Origin of the sequence: Aeromicrobium camelliae, assembly GCF_003850045.1 — a bacterium.
Taxonomy (GTDB): domain Bacteria; phylum Actinomycetota; class Actinomycetes; order Propionibacteriales; family Nocardioidaceae; genus Aeromicrobium; species Aeromicrobium camelliae.
On record NZ_RQJX01000003.1, the window covers coordinates 100,464 to 123,972 of the forward strand.

Sequence of the window (23,509 nt, forward strand, 5' to 3'; positions counted from 1 at the left end):
TCACTCCGCGCGGACGACCGGTTCGGGGTGCGGAGGACGCACGCCGAGCACCCCGCGCTCCTCCATGGCGGTGATCGCGGCCTCCGTGACGCCCACCTCGCGCAGCAGGTCCCGGGAGTGTTCGCCCAGCTTCGGAGGGTAGGCGTACTCCTGCGGCTCGTAGCCCTGTTCCCCGATCAGCCGCACCGGGTTTCCCACCACCTCGACCGCGTGTCCCTCGTCGTCGGTGAGTTCGACCACCATCTGGTGACCGCTCTCGCGAGCGTCGTCCAGCGCCTCGGTGACGGTCTTGATCAGAGCACAGGGGACGCGCTCCTGTTCCAAGAGTTGCACCCAGGTGGCGGCGTCCTTCTGGGTGAAGGCTGCTTCCAGGACGGGCCAGAGTTCGTCGCGATGCGCCAGGCGCCCGCCGGGGGTGGCGAAGCGCTCGTCGTCGATGAGCTCGGGTCGACCGATGACCCGACACAGCCCCTGCCACATCCGCTCGGTGTTCGCGGTGACGACGAACTCGCGATCGTCGCCGCCGCGGAACGACCGGTACGTGGGGATCGAGTCATGACGCGCACCCTGCGGGCCCGGCGTGACACCGCTGAGCATCGCGTACACCGCCTGGTAACTCGTCATCACCAGCTGGCTGTCGAGCATGGAGACGTCCAGCTGCGCGCCCTTGCCGGTCCGCAGACGCCGGATGTAGGCGGCCAGCGTGCCGAAGGCGGCGAACATCCCCGCGACGAGGTCACCGGCAGGAATGCCGAGCCGAACCGCGGGGCGGCCCGGCTCGGGCTCGCCGGTGAGGCTCATGACGCCGGACAAGGCTTGGACGATCATGTCGTAGGCCGGCTTGTCCTTCCACGGACCGACCTGACCGAAGCCGCTGATCGACACCCAGATGAGGTCGGGACGCTGGGCACGCAGCTCCCGCGGGCTCAGGCCGAGCCGCTCGCACACCCCGGGCCGGAAGTTCTCCACCACGACATCGGCTGCGGCGATGAGCTTGCGGACGGCGTCGAGCCCGTCGGGGTCCTTCAGATCGATCGCGACCGAGCGCTTCGACCGGTTGTTCGCGAGGAAGTAGGCGCTGTCCTCGCCGACGAAATGCGGCGGTATCGACCGGCTGGAGTCTCCCGCCAGTGGCTCGACCTTGATGACCTCCGCACCCAGGTCGACCAGCATCTGAGTGCCGAACGGCCCTGACAGGAAGGTCGTCAGGTCGACGACCCGGATGCCGTCGAGCGGAGGGGTCAGGAGGTCCTCGGTCATGCCGTCCTCTCGAACAGGTGGATCGTGCAGGCACCGTGATCCAGGCCGGCGATGCCACCGCCGGTGACGTGCGTCAACGCGCGCTGGGCGTTCTCGACCTGACGCGCACCCGCTCGATCGGTGAGGTGCCACAGTGCTTCGACGACCTGCGCCACGCCGCTGGCCCCCACCGGGTGGCCCTTCGACAGCAGTCCGCCCGAGGGGTTCACCACGACGTCGCCCCCGTAAGCGGTCCGCCCGTCGCGCAGCAGCCCGACCGACTCCCCGGGTTCGCACAAGCCCAGGGCCTCGTAGTAGACGAGCTCGGCGATGGTGAAGGCGTCGTGCAACTCGACGACGTCGAGGTCCTCGGGTCCGAAGCCCGCAGCCTCGTAGGCGTCGCGTGCCGAGTGGTACGAGATCTCCGGCCGCAGCATGTCCCGGAATCCAGCCTCGAACTGACCGGAGTGCAGCACCGACGCCGCAGCGCGCATGCCCTGGGCACCGCGCCGCTTGCGCTCACGCTCGGACATCAGCACGACCGCCGCCGCACCATCGCCCGTGGGGCAGCACTGCATGAGCGTCAACGGGTCGGCGATGGGCCGCGAGTCGAGCACCTGCTCGACCGTGACCTCCGACTGGAACTGCGCGTAAGGATTCGCGGCGCCGTGCCGACGAGCCTTCACGCTCACCGCCGCCAGATCCTCCACCGTCGCGTCGCGCTCGTGCAGGAAGCGCCGCGCGCGCATGGCGTACACGGCCGGCATGACGATGCCGTTCTGGACCTCGGGGTCCTCCTGCACCAGCGGGAGAGTGCCGCCACCGAACTGGGTGAGCTTGTCGACGCCGATCACGAGGGCGATGTCGCAGTGACCGTCCTCGATGGCCCGGACCGCCAGGTGCACTGCCGTGGCGCCGCCAGAGCACGCGTTGTCGACGTTCGTGACGGGCACGTCTCCGATGCCCAGCTCCTTGACGATGCGCTGCCCGGTGAGCATGCCGCCGAACGCGTGGCCGCAGAACACCGCACCCACCTCGTCCTTCGTGATGCCGGCGTCGCGCAGTGCTCCGAGCGCAGCGGGAGCCGCCAAACCGGAGTACGAGGACTCACGGTGCTTGCCCATCTTGATCATGGCTCCGCCGATCACCGAGGCGGCGTTGTCCTGAATCACGCGGTGGCTCCTTCCACGGGCACGAAGCCCCAGCCGGTCGGGCTCTGGTCACTGGTCGCGAGGCGCACCGGCAGGTCGCAGCGAAGCTGCTCCTGGGGTGCGAGCACCTGAGCCAGGAGGCGCAAGCCGTCGCTCAGGTCGATGTAGCCGAGGGTGTAGGGCGTCGCGAAGGTCGGCGAGATGTGGACGGTCGTCCACGTGTACAGGCTTCCCTCGCCTGGCAGCTCCGCGTCGTGGATCTCGGTGCTGTTGCAGCTGGGGCAGATATACGCCCGCGGGAAGCTGCCCGCCCCGCACGACTGGCAGCGCCCACCGCGCAGGCCGCCGTTCTCCGTCACGACAGGTCGGTCGTCGGCAGCGGTGTCGGGTACCGGCTGCAGGACGGACTCCTGGTCGGTCATCAATACGTTCCTTTCATTCTTCGTGAGTCGCCCAGAACGACGCGAGTGCCTCGGCCACCTCGCGTGGTTGTTCGACGAAGGGTGTGTGTCCTGAGCGGCTGAGCACCAGCGGTGGCGGGCATCCGACCTCGTCGCTGATGCGCTGCATGTCGGCGGGCGACTTCGCCCGGTCGAGCCCACCGGCGAGAAGGCGTAACGGGGCGCTGATCATGCGGACGTCGTCCCAGAGATCGCGCCGTTCGAACACGAGCTCCGCCGCATCCGCGACGCTCGGCTCGAGGCGGGCGAACCGCTCTCGCCAGTGCCGGCACCGGTCCCCATCGGTCTCGAGGAAGGCGGAGCCGAACATGGTCTGCGCGAGCAGGTCGACGCGCGCGGCGGGTCCCGGATCACGCAGCTGAGCGACCAGGGCCGCGAACACCTCCGGGCGTCGTTCGGCGTCCGCCGTCGCTGCCGAGAGGGTGCAGGTGCGGACGCGGTCGCCCAACCGGGCGGCCGCGACCATCGCGACGTAGGCCCCCATGGAGGACCCCACGAGGTGAACGGGCTCCTCCAGGTCCTGCACCAGCGCGCACACATCGTCCGCGAGGGCGTCCACGTCTCCTGGAGCTTCGGCGCTGCGCGCCCCCTGTCCGCGATGATCGGGCGCGATGATCGCACGCCCGGTCAGCACGGCGATGTCATCGAACATCGACCCGTCGAAGAACAACGAGTGCAGCGCGACCACGGGGTGACGAGACACGATCAGACTCCCGACCGCTCAGGCGTCGGGTGCCAGGAAGCCCTGGTCGTCCAAGGCATGCACGAGAGCCGTCAACGCGCCCACGTAGCTGTACTGGCGCAAGCCCATGCACATCCCGGTCGCCGTGTGCGTGAAGCTCGAGGAGATGCTCCCGCCCCCGAGGCCACGGGAGGACCCGGCTGCCGCCTGAATGTTGGAGAAATGCACCTCGACCGTCGGAAGCCCGGTGTCCTCCAGCGCGTGGCGGACGCCTTCGCCCTTCGTGGTGAGACCGGCCGGGTTGATGATGTACGCATCGACGCGGTCCGCCGACTCGTGGATGTACTCGAGGATGTAGCCCTCGTGGTTCGAATCGAAGGTCTCGATCTCCACGCCGAGCGCCTCGCCGTACTCGACGACGTAGCGCTGCAGGTCGGCCAGCGAGTTGATCTCGCCGTAGACCTGCTTGCTGCGGCGCCCGAGGCTCGACATGTTCGGGCCGTCGATGAGTGCGATGCGGTGCCGACGATCTCCGCGGCGTTCCACCGTTCGTGAGGTCATGGAATGGTCCTTTCGTTCTCAGGTGTAGCGAAGGCCGGCATCGACGAGCAGCGACTGCCCGGTGATGTAGCCGGCCTCGTTCGAGGCGAAGAAGCGCACGGCTGCGACGACGTCCTCGGGCGTGCCCTTCCGCTTGATGGCGTGACCCGCGATGATCGAGTCCCACTGGTCCTCGGTGATGGTGTCGCGCGGCACCTCGGTGACGATGCCGTGCGGGCTCACCACGTTGGCTGTCACGTCGAAGGAGCCCAGCTCGGTGGCGAGCGACTTGTTGAACGCCTGCACGGCACCCTTCGAGGCGACGTAGTGCGCGTAGTTCGCGCGACCGGTCACCACGACGCTCGACGAGATGTTGACGATTCGTCCGAAGCGCTGCGCCTTCATGTGCGGGGCGACCGCCTGGCAGCAGAGGAACACTCCCCGCGCATTGACCGCGAAGATGCTGTCCCATTCCTCCACCGTCAGTTCCTCGAACGGCTTCATCGTCAGCGACGAGAACATCGCGGCGTTGTTCACCAGGACGTGCACGGTGCCGAACTCGTCGACGGCACGCTGCACCATCGCGTCGACGCCGGCCTTGTCGCTGACGTCGGCGGCGACGCCGATCGCCTGGCCGCCGGACGCGCGGATCTCCTCAGCCACTCGTTCGGCGGCCTCGGCGTTGATGTCGGCGACGACGACGCGGTCGCCCTGCTCGGCGAACGCCTGCGCGAACTTGCGACCGATGCCCTGACCGCTGCCGGTGACCAGCACGACCCTGCTCGTTGGTTCCACTCTCGAATTCCCTTTCGTTGTCGACTCAAGCTCGAGTCAGATGAAGTGCGGCGATTCCGCCGTCGACGGTGACGACCGTCCCGATGCTCGATCGCATCGCGGGGTGCGCCAGGTAGAGGGCCGCCAGGGCGACTTCGTCCGGGCGGACCATGCGGCCGGTGGGCTGGCGCTCGTCGAACTCACGCCGCCGCTGCTCGGGATCGTCGGCCCGCGCGGCGAGTTCGGCCATGAAGGGTGTATCCACGGTGCCCGGGTTGACGGCGTTGACGCAGATGTCCTCGGCCACCAGATCGGCGGCCATGGACCGCGTCATCGACTCGATGGCGCCCTTGGTCGCTGAATACAACGCGCGTTGGCGGAAGCCGGAGGCGGCCGTGCACGACGACATGTTGATGATGGACGCGGCAGCGGATCGGCGCAGCAGGGGCAACGCGGCGCGAGTGGCCCTGACGTAGCCGAGCACGTTGAGGTCCCACAGCGCGTGCCACTGCTCCTCGCTGCCGTCCTCGATGTCGCCGACGAAGCTCACCCCCGCGTTGTTGACGAGAACGTCGAGGTGACCGTCGGTCGCCTCGATACGTCCCACCACCGCATCGACGCTGGCCTGGTCCCGTAAGTCCGCCCGGTGATAGGTCACGTCGGTCACGGGCTCACGCGGGTCGTCGCGATCGAGCACGTGCACGCGGGCTCCGGCGGCGGCGAAGGTCACCGCACAGGCGTGCCCGATTCCAGCTGCACCGCCGGTCACCAGTACGACACGGCCGTCATGGCCGATCATTTCTTCTCCTGCCTGTCGGGCGCACCGAAATACCGAGCGATGTCGCCGGCGCCAGCCTGCATCGCGACAACGATGCTCTCGGTGTCACCGGCGGGAGCGCGGTTCTGCGGATGGGTCAGCGTGAGGGAACCCACCACCCCGCGGGGTCCGATCACGGGCACTGCGATCCCTCGGGCGCCGGGGAGCTTCTCGCCCTGCGACTCGACGTAGCCCTGCTCGCGGATGATCGTGAGGTCGTCGCTCAGCCGCTCCAGACTCGGCAGTTCAGCGCCGCCGACTGAACGACCGCCGCCCGATCCTGCGGACTCCCTCTCGTAGGCCGCTTTGAGCTCGTCGTCCGGCAGGAAGGCGGCGACCGCCTTCCCCGAGGCGCCCCAGAGCACTGGGGTCGGCGTGTTGAGCTCGATCCGGTACTGCAGCACGTGATCACCGTCAGCGCGGCCGGCGAACGACAGCGTCGATGTCGCCGGCGAATACAGACCGAAGATCACGGTCTCACCGAACTCCCCTGCCAGCCGGTCGAGCACCGGCTGAATGATGCCGGGGAGATCGACGGTCTGCAGTGTGCGCGCGGCGAGCCGGTAGGTCTCCGGGCCGACGCTGTACGACCGCAGCTGCGGATCGTGGGTCACCATCCCGGTATCGACCAGAAGGCCGAGCAGACGGTGAGTGGTCGACGCCGGCAGCGAGGACACGTCGGCCAGCGCGTTGACGCTGACCGGTCCCTCGGCGTCCACCACGGCCGCGAGCAGACGCATTGCCCGTGCCACCGTCCCGTCCCCTGCGGAGCGAGCTCCTCGTTCGTCAGTCATGTGCGATCACCTCATGAAGGTTGTGAGGACAGGGAAGACGTTCACGACCACGAGCACGGGAAGAACGCCGACAATGAGCAGGCGCAACGCCGGGAGGACCAGCGTGTGGAACGGGGTCTCGGTCGCGCTGGCAGCCACGAACAGGTTCGGCGCGAACGGAGGTGTGGCAAGACCCATTCCCAGGTTGAGAACCATGATGATGCCGAACTGCACCGGATCGATTCCGTACGCCGTCGTGAGCGGCAGCAACAAAGGCACGAGGATCACGATCGCCGTGTTCTCCTCGATGAACATGCCGATGAAGAACAGCAGCAGGTTCAGCACGATGAGAAGCCCCCAAGCGGGGATCGCCCACCCGGCGATGGTGTCGGCGAGCGTCTGCGGCACACCGGAGATCACGACGGCTCGAGCGAACGCCCCGCCCATCGCGATGATCAGCAGGATGGGTGCGGTCGCGAGCAGACCGTTGAGGATGGTTCCGCCGACTGCTGACGGTTTCAGTTCGCGATAGATCAGCAGTCCAACGAGGAGACCGTAGGCACAGGCGATCGCTCCGGACTCGGTCGGCGTGAACGCTCCCGAGTAAATGCCGCCGAGGATGATGATCGGCATCACCAGAGCCGGAATCGCACCGCTGATCCGTCGCGACGTGCTGCGGCGCTGCTCGGTGCTCAACCGGGCGCCGAGATCGTCGAGCTCGCGTCCGCGTGCCCACAGCAGGTTGTAGGTCACGAGCACGATGGTCAGCAGGATGCCCACCACGGCTCCCGCGAGGAACATGTCCGAGATCGAAATTCCGGCCGCGACCGCGTACACGATGATCGGAACGCTCGGCGGGATGAGGATGCCGATGATGCCGGACACCGCGATCAACGAACCGACGTACTGCTTGGGGTAGCCGCGATCGGCCATGTCCTTGGACATGATCCGTCCGATCGCGGAAACTGTCGCTACCGACGATCCTGAAATGGAACCGAACAACGCGCACGCGCCGACCATCGTGGCGCCGAGCCCACCCTTGAAGCGTCCTGCGATCAATCCGACGAACTCGATGAGACGCTTCGAGACGCCTCCGGACTGCATGATTGCGCCGGCCAACAGGAAGAACGGGATCGCGAGGTAGGTGAACGAGTCGAGCGTGCGAAACGCAACCGACGACACCTGACCCGGGTTGCTGCCGAGCAGGATGAAGAAGATCAGCGCACCGATCCCGAAGGCCACCGCGACGGCCACGCCGACGACGATGAGTGCAACGACGGCGAGTGCTGCAATCGGCATCAGTGCTCAACTCCCTCTGCGCCCGGGAAACCCGCGCCGTGCTTGGTCGTGTAGTCAGCGCTGCGAAGGAACGTCCGCAGCAGGTACGCCAGGCTCACGACGGCCCCGAGGATGGCTCCGACGACCATCGCGAGCATGGGCCAACTGAGCGGGATCGCGAGCTCCGCCGACTTCTGCCCCGTCCGCTGGTAGTTACCGATGACCAGCACCGTGAAGTTCGCGAAGAGGAGGTAGAACGCCGCCTCGATCGCATAGATCAGCCGGTGGAGCCAGACCTGCACTCGCCCAGTCGGCAGATAGTGGGCCAGCGCGTCGACCGCGATATGGAGCCGCGCTCGGATCAACACCGGAATTGCCAGGAACGTGGTCACGATCATGAGGTAGCGAGCGATCTCGTCCGCACCGGTGAACGTGCCGAGAAGGCCGTTGCGACCAGCCACCTGTGCGAGCGTGACGACCAGAATCGCGGCGAAAGCCACTGTCAGCAGCACACGCAAGGCGCGGTCGAACACCGCCAGCCCGCTGTCCAGTACGGGGACGGGTGCCCCTGCCTGGTCACTCACCTGTGGCCTCCGTGGCGGCCTGCGACTCCTTGCGCAGCTGGTCGAGCGTGTCCGCACCGAAGACCGACTCCTGGCTCGCCCACACCTCGTCCTTGATCGCGGCGAACGCGGCGCGCTGCGTGTCGCTCAGCTCGACGACCTGCACGCCATCCTCCTTGAGCTCGTTGAGCCGTTCGGCGACCGAGTCCCGGACTTCCTGCGTAGCGTCAGCGGTGATCTCGTCGATCACCTCGCTGAGCGCCTCCCGATCCTCCTCGGAGAGGGACTCCCAGACGCCGGTGTTGCAGGAGATGTTCCCCATGCCATAGGCGTGCCGGGTGAGTGTGAGGTGCTTCTGCACCTCCTGGAAGCGCGAGTTGTACGTCAGCACGACACCGTTGTCCTGACCATCGACCGTTCCCTGCTGAAGCGCGGTGTAGAGCTCGGGGAAGGGAATGGCGACGGGCTTGGCGTCCCAGGCCTCGAACAGCTTGGTGTACATCGAGAGCCCTGGAACACGGAAGCTCATGCCGGCCATGTCCTCGGGAGTCTCGATCGGGCGGCTGTTGTTGGTCAGTCCGCGGAAGTCGTTCTCGTAGAAGCCGAGGGCGGTGATACCGGTCTCCTCCAGTGCCTCGCGCTCGTTGGTCTGCAGCACGCCCTCCGGGTCGAAGAAGATCTCGTCGACCGCCTCGTAGGTCGTAGCAATGAAGGGCAGCAGCGAGAGCTGGAGGCGGTCATCCAGGCCGGAGGCGGTCGCCGCGAAGAACGCACATTCGACGTCGCCGCTTGCGAGGCCGGCGCCGAGCTCCTCGTCACCACCGAGCTGGCTACCGGGGTAGACGTCGAACTTGACCCGGCCGTCGGTGACTTCGGGAGCGCGCTCAGCGAGAGCGGTCGCGGCCGTGTGGACGGCCGAGGATTCGGGGAAGACGTGGGCGAGCTTGAGGGTGACGGGGCCGTCGGAGGCGGCACCCGTTCCGAAGCTGCACGCGGAAACGAGGGCCGCGGAAGCGACAGCCGTGATGGCCAGAGCCGCGCGTCGGGGGTGTGTGGTCATAGCTAACCTCTCATATTCCGGTGACCGGAATCACGTTCTATCTAGTGAGAGATACTATGCACACCCCGCTGTGACCGTCGGCACAGGGGGTGGGTCATTAACGAGGCGTGCGTCACACAGCCCTTGGAATTCCAAGCGATTTGGTGCGCTGACAATGTCCGGGCGACGACGGGTCAGTCGTCGAGCAGCCCCATCGCGATGGCGCGGCCGATGGCCTCGTCGCGCGATGTGGCCTTCAACTTCCGGTACAGCGATTGCCGCTGCGTGCGCACCGTATTGGCCGAGACATGCAGACGCTCGGCGATCTGCTCGATGTTGGCGGTCGCGACCAGTTCATGCAAGATGACCAGCTCACGGGGCGTAAGGGGTTCGCCCTCGGGGCGCCGCGGCAGGACCGACGTCACGCCGAGGGGAGCCAGCGGCGCCAACGCGAGCACGTTCTGCGGCGCGAACCACAGCGGCGTGCGAAGCTCGAACGCCGCGGCCACGCCGGCCGCTTGCGCGGCCGACTCCTCGGCGGCATCCCGCTGCCCGCCCGCGAGATGGGTCGCTGCCGTCAGCAGCAGCCGCGTCAGCCGCAGGGCAGGCGCATCGGTGCGGACCGCACCGATGATGGTCCAGGCCCGTTGGCCGTCACCGCGCAGCACGGCGCCGCGAGCGACCTCCAAGCGCAACGCCGGCCCGCTGCGACTCCGCAGCCGCAGCCGTTGAGCCGAACCGACCTCCCCCGAGGCCAGCATCAGCCACTGCTCGGCGACGTCGAGCAGGTCGGCGTCGTGCGGGCTCACCGCAGAGCCGCGCCGTTCTCGCAAGGCCCGGAAGGCGATCAACCCTGGTCGCGCCCGAGCCGTCCCGATATCGACGAGCGCTTGCGCCCGCGCGAGCAGGGACCAGTGCTCGATGGTCTCGATGATCGGCCACAGGGCGTCGATCCGTTCCTGCGCTTGCGCGAAGTCCTGACGTTCGACGGCGTGCACCGCCTCGGCGATCCGGAGCATGCTGCCCTGGTACTCGTCCAACTTCTCCGAAGGCCAGTCCCGGACATGCGCGGCCTCGATCCGGGTCGCGGTAGAGGGGACGTCACCGCGCAGCGCCTCGACCAGCGCGAGGCCACCGAGACTCATCAACTCGATCATCGGCCGTGCGGCGAGCAGACGAGCCTGCTCGAACTGTGCGCAGGCGTCGTCGAGTTTCCCGCCGTAGAGCAGGCTGATGCCCAGATGCACGCGAAGGTCGGACTCGAGCGCGGCGATCTCGTCGCGCGACCGGGCCGGCAGCGAATCCAGCAGGTCGACGGCGGCGAGCGCCGCGCGAGAACCTCCGTCGCCGGATTGGGTGATCCGCAGTCCGACGCTTTCGACAGCGCGCAGCAGCGCACGGTCAGCCGAACGTCGGGGCGCCAGCCGGGCCGCGACCACCGCCACGCCGAGGAGCTCGACGGCTCGAAGCCGGAACTCGCGGCGCGCGTTGAAGATGATGCCGAGGGCCAGACACAGCACCGGGTACTTGCGCAGCCTCCAGACGGGCACCTCCCCGACGAGGACCCGGATCTCGTAGCCGTGGCCCGTGACCAAGGGCATCCCGCCGAGCTTCAACGCCGGGTCGACGAGGTCGAGCCGGCCCGCGTGGGCGGCTTGGACGAGCGCCTCGTACGGCTGGTCGTCGCGAAGGAGCGTGACGGCCGCGTCCTGGTTCAGGGCACGTTCCCGGTCATCGTCGCGGGGCTTTCCCTGCAGCGTGCTCCACCGGGCGATCGGCGACCATCGCATCGCGCGGCGCCCGAGGTTCCACTCGGCGAGCCCGCTGCGGATCAGCCGATGGGCCTCGTCGAGAAGATCCAGCTCGTCGAGCATGACGCGCGGAACGTGCTCGAGGGCGGCCAGCTCCGCGAGCGGACCGGCCACCGCGTCACCTCGGCTCAGCGCATCGATGATGTCGGCCGCCGAGACGGCGCCGTGCCGCCCGACGAGCACGACGGCGGCGAGGACACCGCGGGTCAGGACATGCACGAGTCGCGGGTCGGCGAGGCTCTCGAACTGTCCCAACAGTGCGACGGTCTCGGCCTCCGAGAGCGCGGCCGGCGCCGCGCTCGTCCGCCACGGCGTCGACATCGCAGGCGGCGAACCGGAGGCGCCGGTCGCCGCCGGACTCCAGCCATGCAGTGAGCTCCTCGACGTCCTCGGGAGAGAGCGCACCCGCGTCACCGACGAGGACCACACCCTCATCGGGAAGCTCGGCCGGTTCGCGCCACCACACCGCATCCGACTGTCCGGCGGACCACTGCCGCAGGAGCGTCGACTTGCCGGTCCCCCGAAGGCCCACCACACCGGCCACCTGCGCCGGCGCATCGAGATGGGCGACGAGGTCGGCCCGGTCGAGCCAGCGGGAGCTATGCATCACCCCGAGGATAAACGGGACCGGCCCCGCGCGCGGCATCGCTGACGCGCGGCGACCCGGTCGTCCTCAGCCGAGCAGGTCGAGCAGGTACTGGCCGTACCCGCTCTTGACGAGCGGGGTCGCTCGCTCGCGCAGCTCCTCGTCGCTCAGCCACCCCTGACGCCAGGCGATCTCCTCGGGGCAGGCGATTTTGAGGCCCTGGCGCTTCTCGATCGTGCGGACGAAGGCGCCCGCGTCGGCGAGGTCGTCGAACGTGCCGGTGTCGAGCCAGGCCGTTCCGCGCGGCAGCACCTCGACCTGGAGGGTGCCGTCCTCGAGATAGAGGCGGTTGAGGTCGGTGATCTCGAGCTCACCACGGGCAGACGGCTCGAGTCCCTTGGCGCGCTCGACGACCGAGTTGTCGTAGAAGTACAGCCCCGGCACCGCATAGTTGCTCTTGGGCTGCGCCGGCTTCTCCTCCAGGGAGACGGCGATGCCGTTGTCGTCGAACTCGACGACGCCGTAGGCCGTTGGATCGGCGACCCAGTAGCCGAAGACCGCGGCGCCCTCGGTGTCGTCGAAGCGGTGCAGGCTCGTGCCGACGCCCGCGCCGTAGAAGATGTTGTCGCCGAGGACCAGGGCGACGCCCTCGTCGCCGACGTGCTGCTCGCCGATGATGAAGGCCTGAGCCAGCCCGTCCGGGCTCGGCTGCTGCGCGTAGGTGAGGTTCACCCCCAGATGCGAGCCGTCACCGAGCAGCCGTTGGAACTGCTCCGCGTCGTGCGGGGTCGTGATGACGAGGATGTCTCGGATGCCGGCCGTCATGAGAGTCGACAGCGGGTAGTAGATCATCGGCTTGTCGTACACGGGCACGAGCTGCTTGCTGACGCCGAGGGTGATCGGGTGCAGCCGGGAGCCGGTGCCGCCGGCCAGGATGATTCCGCGCATGGAACGAACATAGCGGCTCGCCGGTGCCGCAGCGCCGCGAGTTCGCCGCAGTGCGACCCAGCCCGGACTCCGCGGGCGCACCGCGTCGCGCCTCGTGCGGCAGTGCGAACGGAGCGGAGCCGATCACGCCGCGATTGATAGCGTCGTCCTCATGCAACGCATCGTGGTCACCGGCGGCGCCGGCTTCATCGGGTCCAACTTCGTGCACCATGTGGTGCGCGAGACCGACCTGTTCGTGACGGTCCTCGACAAGCTGACCTACGCGGGCAACCGCGAGAGCCTGGAGGCCTTGCCGGCCGACCGGGTGGAGCTCGTGGTGGGCGACATCGCCGACGCCGAACTCGTCGACGGCCTCGCGGCCTCGCACGACGCCATCGTGCACTTCGCCGCCGAGTCGCACAACGACAACTCGCTGCAGGGACCGCGGCCGTTCCTCGACACCAACATCATCGGGACGTACACGCTGCTGGAGGCGGTCCGCAAGCACGGCACCCGCTTCCACCACATCTCCACCGACGAGGTCTACGGCGACCTCGAGTTCGACGACCCGAACCGGTTCACCGAGTCGACGCCGTACAACCCGTCGAGCCCCTACTCCTCCACCAAGGCCGGCTCCGACCTGCTCGTCCGCGCCTGGGTCCGGTCGTTCGGGGTGCAGGCCACGATCTCCAACTGCTCGAACAACTACGGGCCGTGGCAGCACATCGAGAAGTTCATCCCGCGCCAGATCACCGGCCTCATCGACGGCATCCGCCCGCGCGTCTACGGCGACGGCCGCAACGTGCGCGACTGGATCCACGCCGAGGACCACTCCAGTGCCGTCATGACGATCCTGGAGAAGGGCCGCATCGGCGAGACCTACCTCATCGGTGCTGACGGTGAGAAGACCAACAAGGAGGTCGTCGAGATGCTGCTGCAGCTCTTCGGCCGTCCCGCCGACGACTTCGACCACGTCACCGACCGCGCCGGCCACGACCTGCGCTACGCGATCGACTCCACGAAGCTGCGCAACGAGCTGGGCTGGACCCCGCGGTTCACCGACTTCGCCGCCGGCCTCGAGGACACCGTCCAGTGGTACCGCGACCACGAAGCCTGGTGGCGGCCCAAGAAGGCCGAGGTCGAAGCCAAGTACGCCGCATTGGGGCAGTGATGGTCAGCGTCGACACCACCGCCATCCCGGGCCTGCTCGTCGTCCACCTCGACGTCCACGGCGACAACCGCGGCTGGTTCAAGGAGAACTGGCAGCGCGAGAAGATGACGGCCCTCGGGCTGCCCGACTTCGGCCCCGTGCAGAACAACGTCTCGTTCAACGGCACCGCCGGCACCATCCGCGGCATCCACGCCGAGCCGTGGGACAAGTTCGTCTCCGTGGCTGCGGGCCGGGCCTTCGGCGCGTGGGTGGACCTGCGCGAGGGCGAGAGCTTCGGTCAGACCTTCTGGACCGAGCTGAACCCCGAGACGGCCGTCTTCGTGCCGCGCGGAGTGGCCAACTCGTTCCAGGTCATGGAGGACGACACCGCGTACTCCTATCTCGTCAACGCTCACTGGCGTGCCGACGCGACCTACACGAACGTCAACCTGCTCGATCCTGAACTCGCGATCCCCTGGCCTGTCGAGATCACCGAGATGTCCGACAAGGACAAGAACCACCCGATGCTGGCCGACGTCACGCCGATGGCGCCCAAGCAGACGGTGGTGCTCGGCGCGAACGGCCAGCTGGGCCGCGCGCTGCGCAAGGCGCGCCCCGACTTCCTGTTCTACGACCGCAGCACGGTCGACCTCGCCGACCCGGCCACCCTCGACGCCGTGCCGTGGGACGACGTCCAGACGATCATCAACGCGGCGGCGTACACGAACGTCGACGGCGCTGAGACTCCCGACGGACGACGCGACGCCTGGGCGGTCAACGTCACCGGCGTGGCGGCGCTGGCGCGCATCGCGATCGAGAAGGGCCTCACCCTCGTCAACGTCTCCAGCGACTACGTCTTCGACGGCACGGTCGAGGAGCACCCGCTCGACGAGCCACTCTCGCCGCTCGGCGTCTACGGGCAGACCAAGGCCGCCGGCGAGGCGGTGACGTCCACGGTGCCGCGCCACTACATCGTGCGGACGAGCTGGGTCATCGGCGAGGGCAAGAACTTCGTCGACACGATGCGCCGGCTCGCGCGCGACGGCGTCAGCCCCTCGGTCGTGAACGACCAGATCGGGCGGCTCACCCACGCCGACGAGCTCGCCGCCGGCATCCTCCGCCTGTTGGAGACCTCGGCGCCGTACGGGGTGCACCACGTGACGGGCGGCGGCGACCCCAAATCGTGGGCCGACATCGCGCGTGAGGTGTTCGTCGAGGAGGGACGCGATCCGGCCGACGTGACCGGCGTCAGCACCGAGGAGTACGCCGCCGGAAAGCTCACCGCGCCGCGGCCGCGCCACTCGGCGCTCGCCCAGGGCTGATCAGCCGAAGGAGCAGGCCCGCAGACCGGCGACGGCGACCGGCGCGGTGATCACCCGCCCGTCGTGGTCGGCCGGCTCGTCGAGTCCGTGCGTCGCCGAGGTCACGATGACCCGGTAGGGCGCCGCGTCGCTCAGCGCGATACTCGTGGGCTGCCGAACGGGAACGGGGATCTGCTCCACCAGCGTCCCGTCCGGAGCGTACCGATGAAGCCGCCCTGCACCCCAGATGGCGGACCACAGGCAGCCCTCGGCGTCCACGGTCATACCGTCGGGTCCCCCGTCCTCCACGTGCGCGAAGTCGCTGGCCGCTCCGAGTTCGCCGGTCTGCGGGTCCAACGCGTGCACCCGGATACGTCCGGTCGGAGTGTCCGACAGGTACAGGCGCCGGCCGTCCGGCGAGATGGCCGGCCCGTTGGGGATGGTGAGTCCTTCGAGAACGACGTCCACTGAGCCGTCGCGGTCCACCCGCAGCAGGAATCCCGCTCCCGGCACGTCGTCGTAGGGCATCGCGCCCGCCCAGAAGCGGCCTGCCGGATCGGCCACGCCGTCGTTCATCCGCATCGGGACCGAACGCCCGGCCGCCGGTTCGGCCAACCAGCGCGGCCCGTCGTCGCTGAGCACCGCGACGCCCTCGCCCGCGGCGGCGATCCAGCCGTCACCCGACGGCGCCACAGCGCCGAGGGGGACGTCGAGGTGGTGCTCGAGACGCATCCCCGCACGGGGCTGCCCTGAGGTCGAGTAGAGCCGCCCGTCGAGCAGGTCGACCAGGACGAATCCCTGATCGCCGAGAAAGCGTGCGCCTTCACCGAGTTCGCAGCGCCGGTCGTCGACCGCTTCCCAGTCCCCCTGCAGCACGCTCATCGGATCGCCTGTCCTTCCTCCACGTCGATCAGGGCCAGCTCCTCCCGCGTGGGGAGGCCCTCCCAGTCTCCCGAACTCGCCACGGCGAAGGCTCCGAGCACGACGCCGCGACGGAGCCGCTCTGTGACGTCGCCGCCATCGACGAGCGCGGACAGGTAACCGGCGCCGAAGGCGTCACCGGCACCGATCGAGTCCACGACGCGCACGCGACGGGCGGGGGCGCTGACTTCGCCGTCACTCGTCAGCACGGTGGCGCCGTCGGCTCCGCGCTTGATGACGACCTCCCGGACGCCCGCCTGCAACAGGCTGCCCGGTTCGTCGGCCACGAGGTCGAGCTCATCGGGCGAGGCGATGACGACGTCGGCCCGGCGCGCGAGCGACGCGAGCACGGGCGCCGCGTCCGCCGCCGACCACAGCCGAGAACGGAAGTTCACGTCGAAGCTGACGAGCGCGCCCCGCGCTCGGGACTCATCGACCAACGTCGTCAGCGCCTCTCGGGCTGACTCCGACAACGCTGCCGTCACTCCGGTCACGTGCACCACGCGGGGGCGCAGGTCCAGGGCGGCCTGCACGTCGTCGCGGCACCAGCGCGAGCCGGCGGAGTGACGACGGTGGTACTCCACCCGAGTCAGGTCGGGAAGGCGCTGCTCGAACACGAGCAGTCCGGTCGGCGCGTCGGGGTCGCGGACCACGGTCGAGGCGTCCACTCCTTCGGCTGCCAGCGTGCGCCGGACGAGTTCACCGGACTCGTCGGCCCCCACCCGGCCGGACCATGCGACCCGATGGCCGAGGCGGGCCATGGCGATGGCCAGGTTGCTCTCCGCACCGGCGATGGAGAGGCTCGCTCGTCCGCCGAGACGCAGCAGACCGTCGCAGCGCACCGCGGTCATCGTCTCGCCGACGGTCAGCACGTCGACACTCATCGCGCCACCTGCGCCAGGAAGTCACGCGCCCGAAGACGCAACGCGTGGAGGTCGCCGCCGTCGGGGGCGTCACCGCAGAGGGGGCTGGCCACGCCGACGGCGACGGCCCCGTGCCCGAGGTACTGCGGCACCTCCGCCGCTCCCACGCCGCCGACCGGGACGAAGGGCACGTCCGGGAACGGAGCCCGCAGGTCCTTGAGGTACCCAGGCCCCATCGTGCTGGCGGGGAAGATCTTCACGGCGTCGACGCCATGGCCCACGGCTGCGACGATCTCGGTGGGCGTCAGAGCGCCGCAGACGACCGGCACGCCCCGCTCCACGGCGTAGGGGACCGATGGCGCGACCGCGGGCGTGACGATGTACGTCGCTCCGTGATCGAGTGCGGCGTCGACCTGCTCTTCCGTGAGGACGGTGCCGGCACCGAGTTCGACGTCGGAACCGACCGCCCCTGCGATCTGCTGCATCACCGCGAGCGCGTCCGCGCTCGTCAGGGAGACCTCGAACAGCCGGACCCCCTCCTCGACGAGCGTCAGTGCCGTCGCGAGGCTCGCCGCGGGATCCGTCCCGCGGATGATGCCGAGCAGCCGGTGATCGGCGAGCCGCTCTACGAACTCCATGCTGTTCTCCTCTCGGTGAGCCGCATCCTCACCACTCCGCGAACGAACCGTCGGGGTGTTCCCACACCGGACTGCGCCAGCGATGACCGACGGCGTCGGCCGCGCGCACCGCGTCCTCGTCCACCTCGATGCCGAGGCCCGGGGCGTCCCATCGCTCGATGTGACCGGCGGGGAACGCCAGCGGCTCGCGGCCGATGACGTAGTCGAGCAACTCGGCCGAACCGGCGTTGTAGTGGATGCCGATGGACTGCTCCTGCAACAGGAAGTTGGGGGTGGCGAAGGCGACCTGCAGGCTCGAGGCGAGGGCGATCGGGCCCAGCGGGCAATGCGGGGCGAGGAGCGCACCGTGCGTCTCGCCGAGCGCCGCGATTCTGCGGACCTCGGAGATTCCGCCGGCGTGCGAGAGGTCGGGCTGAAGCACGGCGACCCCTGCATCCAGGACCGGCAGGAAACTCGCCCGATCGAACAGTCGCTCCCCCGTCGCGATCGGGATCGTCGTGCCGGCGACGATGTCGCGAAGCCGCATCGAGAATTCCGGCAGCACCGGCTCCTCGACGAAGATCGGCGTCAGCGGCTCGATCGCACTCAGAAGACGACGAGCGTCCGCAGGTCCCACGCGGCCGTGGAAGTCGACGGCGATGTCGACCTGGTCGCCGACGGCGTCGCGGACTTCCTCCACTCGCCGGACGACCTCGCGCACGCCGGCAGCCGTGGCCAGTCGGTCCCAGCGGCCCGTCGCGTTCATCTTCAAGGCGGTCAGTCCGGCTGCCGACTGCTGCCGCGCGGCGTCCGCCACCTCGTGGGGGTCGTCGCCGCCGATCCATCCGTACACCCGGACACGGTCGCGAACCGCTCCGCCGAGCAGCGCGTGCACCGGGACCCCGAGCCACTTCCCGAGGATGTCCCACAATGCCTGGTCGAGTCCGGCGACTGCACTGGAGAGCACCGGGCCGCCGCGGTAGAAACCGCCCTTGCTGAGGCGCTGCCAGTGGTGCTCGATCCGGCGCGGGTCCTCTCCGATCAGCAGTTCGGAGAGCTCACTCACCGCCGTCCGCACCGTCTCGGCTCGTCCCTCGACGACCGGCTCGCCCCATCCGACCAGGCCCTCGTCGGTCTCGACTCGGCAGAACACCCAGCGCGGCGGTACCGCGAACGTCTCGATCCGGGTGATCTTCATCAGCGCTCTCCCTGTTCCTCGGCGAGCACACGCGACACGTCGGCGACGCTCTGTTCCAAGAGGGCGAGCGCTGCCGCCCTCGCCTCGTCGACATCACCCGCGACGATGGCCTCCACGACGCGCTGGTGGCTCGGCACCGGGTCACTCACGGTGTGGTCGTGCACGAGTTCGTCACGGACGTAGAGCGCCGGTTCGACGAAGACGCTCATCTGGGCGAACAGCTCGTTGTGGGTGGCGTCGAGCAACGCCTGGTGGAACTGCAGGTCGGCGTCGGCTGCGTCGCGGGCCAGTCCGTCGCGCGCCGCCTCCATCGCGGCGAGCGCCGCCCGGAGAGCAGCGATGTCGTCCTCGTCGCGGCGCTGGGCGGCGAGGGCGGCCGCCGTCGGCTCGATCGCGCTGCGGACCTCGGCGAGGTCGCGCAGCACCGCGCCGGCGTCGCCCGACTCCTGGCGCCAGCGGATGACGTCACTGTCCAGGACGTTCCACTCCGCCCGCGGACGGACGAAGGTGCCCCGCTTCTGCCGCGCGTCGAGCAGGCCCTTGGCCGTCAGGACCTTGATCGCCTCGCGCAGAGCGGTCAGCGAGACGTCGAGTTCAGCGCCGATCGCGTTGAGATCCAGCACCTCGCCCGGCGCGAGCGTGCCGTCCACGATCCTGGCGCCGAGCACCTCGACCGTGCTGCCGTGGACTCCGCGCCCCCGATATCCGCTCACCACGTGTCCTCCTGTTCGCGCCGCACCATCACGACGAGTTCTTCGTAATGCTCCAGCCGCCGTCGACGGTGACCGTGGAGCCGGTCATGAAGGAGGCGTCGTCGCCGAGCAGGAAGGCGATGACGCCGGCGACCTCCTCGGGCCTTCCGAGCCGACCGAGCACCGTCTCGCGCGCACTCTGTCGCAGATCCTCCTCCGAGAGACGGTCCCATTGCGCTGTGCGGATGGGCCCGGGAACGACGCAGTTCACCCGCACCTCATCGCCGTACTGCACGGCGAGCTGTCGCGTGAGGCCCGTCAGTCCCGCCTTGGTCGTCGCGTAACCGGGAACGTCCGGCAAGCCGAAGGACGCGTGCACCGAGGACACCACCACGACGCGCCCGTCGCGCGCCCGGCGCAGGTCGGGCAAGCAGGCGCGAACGGCGTGGAACGTCCCGGTCAGGTTGACGTCGAGCTGCCGCTGCCAGGAGGAGACGTCCATCTCGTGCAAGGGCGTCGGATCCGTCACGAGGGCGTTGGAGACGAGGCCGTCGATCGGTCCGAACTCCTCGCGCACCGCAGCCACGATGCGTTCCCAGTCGTCAGCCGAGGCGACGTCGCCGACGTAACCGCGAGCGTTCGCGCCCAGCTCGGCGGCTGTCGACTCGACGAGCGCGTCGCGGTCGAGCAGCGCGACCTTCCAGCCGTCCTCCGTCAGTCGGCGGGCGGTCGCCGCGCCGATGCCGCGTGCTGCGCCGGTGATGATCGCGGTCGCGGTCATGCGGGCTCCTCCTGGGGCAGCCGGCCGGCGGGGACGTTCCGTGCCGTCACGTGCTCGCGCACGACGACGGGACGCCCCAGCAGCGCGCGCGAGACCACGAGTTCGGTGGGCTCGCCGGCGCGGGTCTCACCGAGGATCTGTTCATCGTCGGCGAGCAGGAGCACACCGTCGACATAAGCGTGGAAGGACGCGGTGACTCCTCCAGTGCCGTGGGGTGTCACAGCGCTCCAATGGCCCGCCTCAGCGACGGCTCGGACCGGCGACTCGCCCCGCGCTGTGGCGCAGCGGAAGGTCAGCTCGGTCGCCTCCCCGGGAGCCAGGTCGACCAGCGGTCCGAGCACCTCCACCTCGACGATGCGCGACGACGGCTGCAGGTCGTCGAGATGCGGCAGCGGGTGGTCCAACGGGTACTCCATCCAGACCTCGACGCGCGATCCCTCATCGGGGTACTCCCCCGCGGGATCGACCTCGACGACTTGGGTCGTGGTCGACCCGCCCGCCGCGTGGGCGAGCCAACCGCTCGCGGTCGGGAATCCGAGTTTTCCGACGACGTCCTGGTGCGGGACGGCGATGACGCCGGCGCCGGCAAGGTCGTAGGTCGGGGCGCCCGTGCCCACCGCCAATTCGACGGTCCGCGGGTCGGCCGGGTCGACGCCGACCCACACTCCCCCGCCGCCTGGGTCCCCCGCGGCTCGTTGCGTGACGTTCCACAGCGCCCACCTGACGGGCTCGGCACCGGTGTTGGTGGCGACGAGCCGCACTCGGTACGCGGACTCACCGGGCGACACGGTGAACTCGCGCTCGATACGCAGCCCGGAGCGGGGGTCGTCGGCGCTGGTGAGCGTGATGACCGCCGCACCGCTCGGGTCACGCCGGGTCTCCCAGCGGTAGGGGCCGGAGTCCAGCACCGGATCGGGAGGGCCGGCCCACTCTCCTGGACCGGACCACCCCTGCGGAGCGGGCCAGGTCTTGTCCCCTCCGTAGTTCGACCAGGCGCTCATCGGTCCGTCGTGCGGCTCGATGCGCTGGCCTGACACCGGATGCAACGCGGCGTCGAGCAGCGCGGAGTTGCGCCACAAGGTCTCCTGCCCGCGCAGCACCACGCTCAGCAGGCGACCGCCCGCGGCCGGGAGGAAGCCGAGCCGGAGGATGCCGTTGTCGAGCCACACCACGGCGGGCCGGCCCGGCTCCTGGTCGACCTCGACGGCGGGAAGTACGGCGACCGTCACACGTCTCCTTCCGCGACGAAGACGACCTTGCCGTCACTGGCTCCGGCGGCAAGAGCGAACGCCTCGTCGGACTCGTTCAGCGTGAAGCGGTCGCTCACGATCGCCTCGGGACGCAACCCCCAGGCGACGAGGTTCTCCGCGAGTTCGGCCATCGCGGGCAAGGAGGTCACCCAGGAGGCGTGCAGCGTCAGTTGCTTGTGCAGCAGCGTGTCGGAGACCTCCGTGCGCAACTCGCCGCCCTCGCCCACAAGAGACACGTCGCCCCATTCGGCCGCAGCCTCGAGCGCCGTGGAACGACCCGGCGCCGTGCCCGACGCGTCGATCGTGAAGGCGAAGCCCGCGCCGCCGGTCAGGTCGAGCGCCGCGCCGATCTCGTCGGGGTGGAAGGTCGCGTCGAACACGCCGAGCTGATCGGCCCAGCGGCGCCGGCCCTCGCTCGGCTCGATGCCGATCACGCGGCGCGCGCCCATCCCGCGACCGATCATCCCGGCGGCCAGCCCGACCGGGCCGAGGCCGACGACGAGCAGGTCTCCCTCGCCGCTCACCCGGATGCGTCGCAGACCTTCGTACGCGGTGCCGAAGCCGCACGCGATCAGCGCGCCGTCGACGTACGAGAGCTCGTCGGGCAGCGGCACGAGGGTCCGCTCCTCGGCGAGCACGTAGGGGGCGTTGCCGCCATCGCGCTGCCATCCGTACGACGCACGCGACGGCGCGCTGCACGAGATGTAGAAGCCCCGACGGCAGTTGTCGCACAGACCGCACCCGGCGATGTGGTAGACGATGACCCGGTCGCCGACGCCGAAACGCGACGCACCCTCACCGACCGCGACGATGCGCCCGGACGGTTCGTGGCCGCTGACGACGCCGCGGTAGGCAGGCCCGTCGACCCCCTTGTGCGTCTTGTAGCCGCGGTAGATGTAGCCGATGTCGCTGCCGCAGATGCCCGAGGCGCCGACCTGCACGAGGACCTGCCCCGGTCCGGGCGTGGGCACCGGAAGCTCGCGGCGCTCGGTGCTGGAGGTGCCGGGCAGGTACACACCCGTCATCGTGCTGGGGATGGTGGTGGTCATGACGACGATCCTCTCTGCTCTCAGCTCGTGCGGGTGGCGGTGCCGCGGCGTCCCGCCCAGACGTTGATGAGGACTGCTCCGACGATGATGACGCCGCGGATGACGTCCTGGAGGAAGGAGTCCACGCCCAGCAGCACGAGGCCGTTGCCGATGACGGTGATGAAGACGACGCCCAGCAGCGTGCCGAGCAGCGAGCCGCGGCCGCCCGCGAGCGCGGTGCCGCCGATGACGACCGCCGCGATGACGTCGAATTCCAGCCCGCTGGCCGCGCTACCCGACCCCGCGCCCAACCGCGCGGCCAGGAGGATTCCGGTGATGGCCGACAGCAGACCCGTCGTGGCGAACAGCACGATCCGGACGCGGGAGAGATTGATACCCGCGAGCATCGCCGCCGCCGGGTTGCCGCCGACGGCGTACACCGCCCGGCCGTACGCGGTGTACTTGGCGACGTAGACGAACACGGCGAACAGGACGAGCATGACGATCGCGGCCGTCGGGATTCCCAGGATCGAGCCACCGAGGACGTCGAGCAGACCGCTCTGCGGCAGGACGACCGGAAGCGCGTTGGTGAGGTAGAGGCCGAGTCCTCCGAGCACGCTCCACAGGCCGAGAGTCGCGATGAACGACGGGACGCCGAACTGCGCGCGCAGCCAGCCGGCCAGCGCGCCCCACGCCGTGCCGAGGACGAGCGTGAGGACGATGGCCCCCACGACCCCGAGTCCCCAGTCGGCGCTGCCCATGGCCACGAGCACGGACGCGAACGCGACGGCGGGGCCGATGCTGATGTCGATCTCACCGGCGATGATGACGAGCGTGACGCCCCAGGCGGCGATGCCGATGGTGGCCGCGTCACGGAGCATGCCGAGCTGGTTGCCGGCGTTGAGGAAGCCCGCGGCGGTGGAGCCCAGCACGATGTACAGGACGGCGATGGCCACGACGAGACCGATCTCGTTGAGCCGGGTTCCGCGGAGCCACGCCCCGCGATCGCGGGCCGGCGCAGCCGTGTCAGTGGTGGTAGTCATGTCTGCTCTCTCGTGTCTCGTGAC

At 69.3% G+C, this 23,509-nt stretch carries 24 protein-coding genes; 2 read left to right on the top strand and 22 right to left on the bottom strand.

Features of this window, described 5'->3' with window-relative positions:
- The 13 genes from EHW97_RS03465 to rfbA form a co-directional block, all read right to left on the bottom strand.
- The gene (locus tag EHW97_RS03465) at nt 1-1,260 is read right to left on the bottom strand and encodes a CaiB/BaiF CoA transferase family protein (RefSeq protein WP_124235770.1); all 1,260 of its coding nucleotides are present in this window, start codon (nt 1,258-1,260) and stop codon (nt 1-3) included.
- Entirely contained in the window at nt 1,257-2,411 is a 1,155-nt protein-coding gene (locus EHW97_RS03470) for a thiolase family protein (protein ID WP_208001854.1), read from the bottom strand. The genes EHW97_RS03465 and EHW97_RS03470 overlap by 4 nt, the downstream gene beginning before the upstream one ends.
- Nucleotides 2,408-2,812 (bottom strand): Zn-ribbon domain-containing OB-fold protein, encoded by a 405-nt coding sequence (locus EHW97_RS03475; RefSeq protein ID WP_124235771.1) that lies wholly within the window; start codon nt 2,810-2,812, stop codon nt 2,408-2,410. Before EHW97_RS03475 ends, EHW97_RS03470 begins: the two co-directional genes overlap by 4 nt.
- 13 nt (nt 2,813-2,825) lie before the next feature.
- On the bottom strand, nt 2,826-3,554 hold the full coding sequence (locus EHW97_RS03480) for an alpha/beta fold hydrolase (protein ID WP_124235772.1): 729 nt from the start codon (nt 3,552-3,554) through the stop codon (nt 2,826-2,828).
- Between the two features lie 18 nt (nt 3,555-3,572).
- Nucleotides 3,573-4,094, bottom strand: coding sequence for a type II 3-dehydroquinate dehydratase (locus tag EHW97_RS03485; protein ID WP_124235773.1), 522 nt, complete (start codon nt 4,092-4,094; stop codon nt 3,573-3,575).
- Nucleotides 4,095-4,112: 18 nt separating this feature from the next.
- Nucleotides 4,113-4,847: an SDR family NAD(P)-dependent oxidoreductase gene (locus EHW97_RS03490; RefSeq protein ID WP_208001855.1), complete on the bottom strand. Its 735-nt coding sequence runs from the start codon at nt 4,845-4,847 to the stop codon at nt 4,113-4,115.
- A gap of 46 nt (nt 4,848-4,893) precedes the next feature.
- Nucleotides 4,894-5,646, bottom strand: coding sequence for an SDR family NAD(P)-dependent oxidoreductase (locus tag EHW97_RS03495; RefSeq protein WP_124235775.1), 753 nt, complete (start codon nt 5,644-5,646; stop codon nt 4,894-4,896).
- Complete coding sequence (locus EHW97_RS03500; RefSeq protein WP_124235776.1) at nt 5,643-6,458, bottom strand: IclR family transcriptional regulator; 816 nt, start codon at nt 6,456-6,458, stop codon at nt 5,643-5,645. Before EHW97_RS03500 ends, EHW97_RS03495 begins: the two co-directional genes overlap by 4 nt.
- Nucleotides 6,459-6,464: 6 nt before the next feature.
- Complete coding sequence (locus EHW97_RS03505; RefSeq protein ID WP_124235777.1) at nt 6,465-7,736, bottom strand: TRAP transporter large permease; 1,272 nt, start codon at nt 7,734-7,736, stop codon at nt 6,465-6,467.
- Entirely contained in the window at nt 7,736-8,299 is a 564-nt protein-coding gene (locus EHW97_RS03510) for a TRAP transporter small permease (protein ID WP_166367373.1), read from the bottom strand. Before EHW97_RS03510 ends, EHW97_RS03505 begins: the two co-directional genes overlap by 1 nt.
- A complete protein-coding gene (locus tag EHW97_RS03515) occupies nt 8,292-9,338 on the bottom strand; it encodes a TRAP transporter substrate-binding protein (protein WP_124235779.1) in 1,047 nt (348 codons plus the stop codon). The genes EHW97_RS03510 and EHW97_RS03515 overlap by 8 nt, the downstream gene beginning before the upstream one ends.
- A gap of 173 nt (nt 9,339-9,511) precedes the next feature.
- Nucleotides 9,512-11,449 (bottom strand): LuxR C-terminal-related transcriptional regulator, encoded by a 1,938-nt coding sequence (locus EHW97_RS03520; RefSeq protein ID WP_166367374.1) that lies wholly within the window; start codon nt 11,447-11,449, stop codon nt 9,512-9,514.
- A 352-nt stretch (nt 11,450-11,801) separates the two neighbouring features.
- On the bottom strand, nt 11,802-12,662 hold the full coding sequence (gene rfbA / locus EHW97_RS03525) for a glucose-1-phosphate thymidylyltransferase RfbA (protein ID WP_124235781.1): 861 nt from the start codon (nt 12,660-12,662) through the stop codon (nt 11,802-11,804).
- Nucleotides 12,663-12,813: 151 nt separating this feature from the next.
- Between rfbA and rfbB the strand changes: the two genes are divergently transcribed.
- Together rfbB and EHW97_RS03535 are read left to right on the top strand one after the other, a co-directional pair.
- On the top strand, nt 12,814-13,812 hold the full coding sequence (gene rfbB / locus EHW97_RS03530) for a dTDP-glucose 4,6-dehydratase (RefSeq protein ID WP_124235782.1): 999 nt from the start codon (nt 12,814-12,816) through the stop codon (nt 13,810-13,812).
- Nucleotides 13,812-15,113 (top strand): sugar nucleotide-binding protein, encoded by a 1,302-nt coding sequence (locus EHW97_RS03535; RefSeq protein ID WP_124235783.1) that lies wholly within the window; start codon nt 13,812-13,814, stop codon nt 15,111-15,113. Before rfbB ends, EHW97_RS03535 begins: the two co-directional genes overlap by 1 nt.
- Here EHW97_RS03535 and EHW97_RS03540 read toward each other — a convergent pair whose 3' ends face one another.
- The 9 genes from EHW97_RS03540 to EHW97_RS03580 are packed head-to-tail and all read right to left on the bottom strand — an operon-like array spanning nt 15,114 to nt 23,485.
- Nucleotides 15,114-15,974: an SMP-30/gluconolactonase/LRE family protein gene (locus tag EHW97_RS03540; protein ID WP_124235784.1), complete on the bottom strand. Its 861-nt coding sequence runs from the start codon at nt 15,972-15,974 to the stop codon at nt 15,114-15,116. It lies immediately after the preceding gene.
- Complete coding sequence (locus tag EHW97_RS03545; RefSeq protein WP_124235785.1) at nt 15,971-16,897, bottom strand: sugar kinase; 927 nt, start codon at nt 16,895-16,897, stop codon at nt 15,971-15,973. The genes EHW97_RS03540 and EHW97_RS03545 overlap by 4 nt, the downstream gene beginning before the upstream one ends.
- The gene (locus tag EHW97_RS03550; protein WP_124235786.1) at nt 16,894-17,514 is read right to left on the bottom strand and encodes a bifunctional 4-hydroxy-2-oxoglutarate aldolase/2-dehydro-3-deoxy-phosphogluconate aldolase; all 621 of its coding nucleotides are present in this window, start codon (nt 17,512-17,514) and stop codon (nt 16,894-16,896) included. Before EHW97_RS03550 ends, EHW97_RS03545 begins: the two co-directional genes overlap by 4 nt.
- A 28-nt stretch (nt 17,515-17,542) precedes the next feature.
- Nucleotides 17,543-18,691, bottom strand: a complete 1,149-nt coding sequence (gene dgoD, locus EHW97_RS03555; RefSeq protein WP_124235787.1) for a galactonate dehydratase — start codon at nt 18,689-18,691, stop codon at nt 17,543-17,545.
- On the bottom strand, nt 18,691-19,407 hold the full coding sequence (locus tag EHW97_RS03560) for a FadR/GntR family transcriptional regulator (RefSeq protein WP_243696288.1): 717 nt from the start codon (nt 19,405-19,407) through the stop codon (nt 18,691-18,693). The genes dgoD and EHW97_RS03560 overlap by 1 nt, the downstream gene beginning before the upstream one ends.
- A gap of 25 nt (nt 19,408-19,432) precedes the next feature.
- Complete coding sequence (locus EHW97_RS03565) at nt 19,433-20,164, bottom strand: SDR family NAD(P)-dependent oxidoreductase (protein WP_124235788.1); 732 nt, start codon at nt 20,162-20,164, stop codon at nt 19,433-19,435.
- On the bottom strand, nt 20,161-21,393 hold the full coding sequence (locus EHW97_RS03570; RefSeq protein ID WP_208001856.1) for a DUF4380 domain-containing protein: 1,233 nt from the start codon (nt 21,391-21,393) through the stop codon (nt 20,161-20,163). Before EHW97_RS03570 ends, EHW97_RS03565 begins: the two co-directional genes overlap by 4 nt.
- The gene (locus tag EHW97_RS03575) at nt 21,390-22,463 is read right to left on the bottom strand and encodes a zinc-dependent alcohol dehydrogenase family protein (protein WP_124235789.1); all 1,074 of its coding nucleotides are present in this window, start codon (nt 22,461-22,463) and stop codon (nt 21,390-21,392) included. The genes EHW97_RS03570 and EHW97_RS03575 overlap by 4 nt, the downstream gene beginning before the upstream one ends.
- Nucleotides 22,464-22,483: 20 nt before the next feature.
- A complete protein-coding gene (locus tag EHW97_RS03580) occupies nt 22,484-23,485 on the bottom strand; it encodes an ABC transporter permease (RefSeq protein WP_124235790.1) in 1,002 nt (333 codons plus the stop codon).
- Nucleotides 23,486-23,509: the final 24 nt, after the last annotated feature.

Bases quoted from the DNA above. Each gene is read 5' to 3' on its own strand.
- EHW97_RS03505 (WP_124235777.1), bottom strand. From the start codon at position 7,736: ATGCCGATTGCAGCACTCGCCGTCGTTGCACTCATCGTCGTCGGCGTG.
- EHW97_RS03540 (WP_124235784.1), bottom strand. From the start codon at position 15,974: ATGAGCGTGCTGCAGGGGGACTGGGAAGCGGTCGACGACCGGCGCTGC.
- rfbB (WP_124235782.1), top strand. From the start codon at position 12,814: ATGCAACGCATCGTGGTCACCGGCGGCGCCGGCTTCATCGGGTCCAAC.
- EHW97_RS03565 (WP_124235788.1), bottom strand. From the start codon at position 20,164: ATGACCGCGACCGCGATCATCACCGGCGCAGCACGCGGCATCGGCGCG.
- EHW97_RS03515 (WP_124235779.1), bottom strand. From the start codon at position 9,338: ATGACCACACACCCCCGACGCGCGGCTCTGGCCATCACGGCTGTCGCT.
- EHW97_RS03500 (WP_124235776.1), bottom strand. From the start codon at position 6,458: ATGACTGACGAACGAGGAGCTCGCTCCGCAGGGGACGGGACGGTGGCA.
- EHW97_RS03580 (WP_124235790.1), bottom strand. From the start codon at position 23,485: ATGACTACCACCACTGACACGGCTGCGCCGGCCCGCGATCGCGGGGCG.
- EHW97_RS03535 (WP_124235783.1), top strand. From the start codon at position 13,812: ATGGTCAGCGTCGACACCACCGCCATCCCGGGCCTGCTCGTCGTCCAC.
- dgoD (WP_124235787.1), bottom strand. From the start codon at position 18,691: ATGAAGATCACCCGGATCGAGACGTTCGCGGTACCGCCGCGCTGGGTG.
- EHW97_RS03495 (WP_124235775.1), bottom strand. From the start codon at position 5,646: ATGATCGGCCATGACGGCCGTGTCGTACTGGTGACCGGCGGTGCAGCT.
- rfbA (WP_124235781.1), bottom strand. From the start codon at position 12,662: ATGCGCGGAATCATCCTGGCCGGCGGCACCGGCTCCCGGCTGCACCCG.
- EHW97_RS03465 (WP_124235770.1), bottom strand. From the start codon at position 1,260: ATGACCGAGGACCTCCTGACCCCTCCGCTCGACGGCATCCGGGTCGTC.
- EHW97_RS03575 (WP_124235789.1), bottom strand. From the start codon at position 22,463: ATGACCACCACCATCCCCAGCACGATGACGGGTGTGTACCTGCCCGGC.
- EHW97_RS03485 (WP_124235773.1), bottom strand. From the start codon at position 4,094: ATGACCTCACGAACGGTGGAACGCCGCGGAGATCGTCGGCACCGCATC.
- EHW97_RS03550 (WP_124235786.1), bottom strand. From the start codon at position 17,514: ATGGAGTTCGTAGAGCGGCTCGCCGATCACCGGCTGCTCGGCATCATC.
- EHW97_RS03520 (WP_166367374.1), bottom strand. From the start codon at position 11,449: ATGTCGACGCCGTGGCGGACGAGCGCGGCGCCGGCCGCGCTCTCGGAG.
- EHW97_RS03545 (WP_124235785.1), bottom strand. From the start codon at position 16,897: ATGAGTGTCGACGTGCTGACCGTCGGCGAGACGATGACCGCGGTGCGC.
- EHW97_RS03475 (WP_124235771.1), bottom strand. From the start codon at position 2,812: ATGACCGACCAGGAGTCCGTCCTGCAGCCGGTACCCGACACCGCTGCC.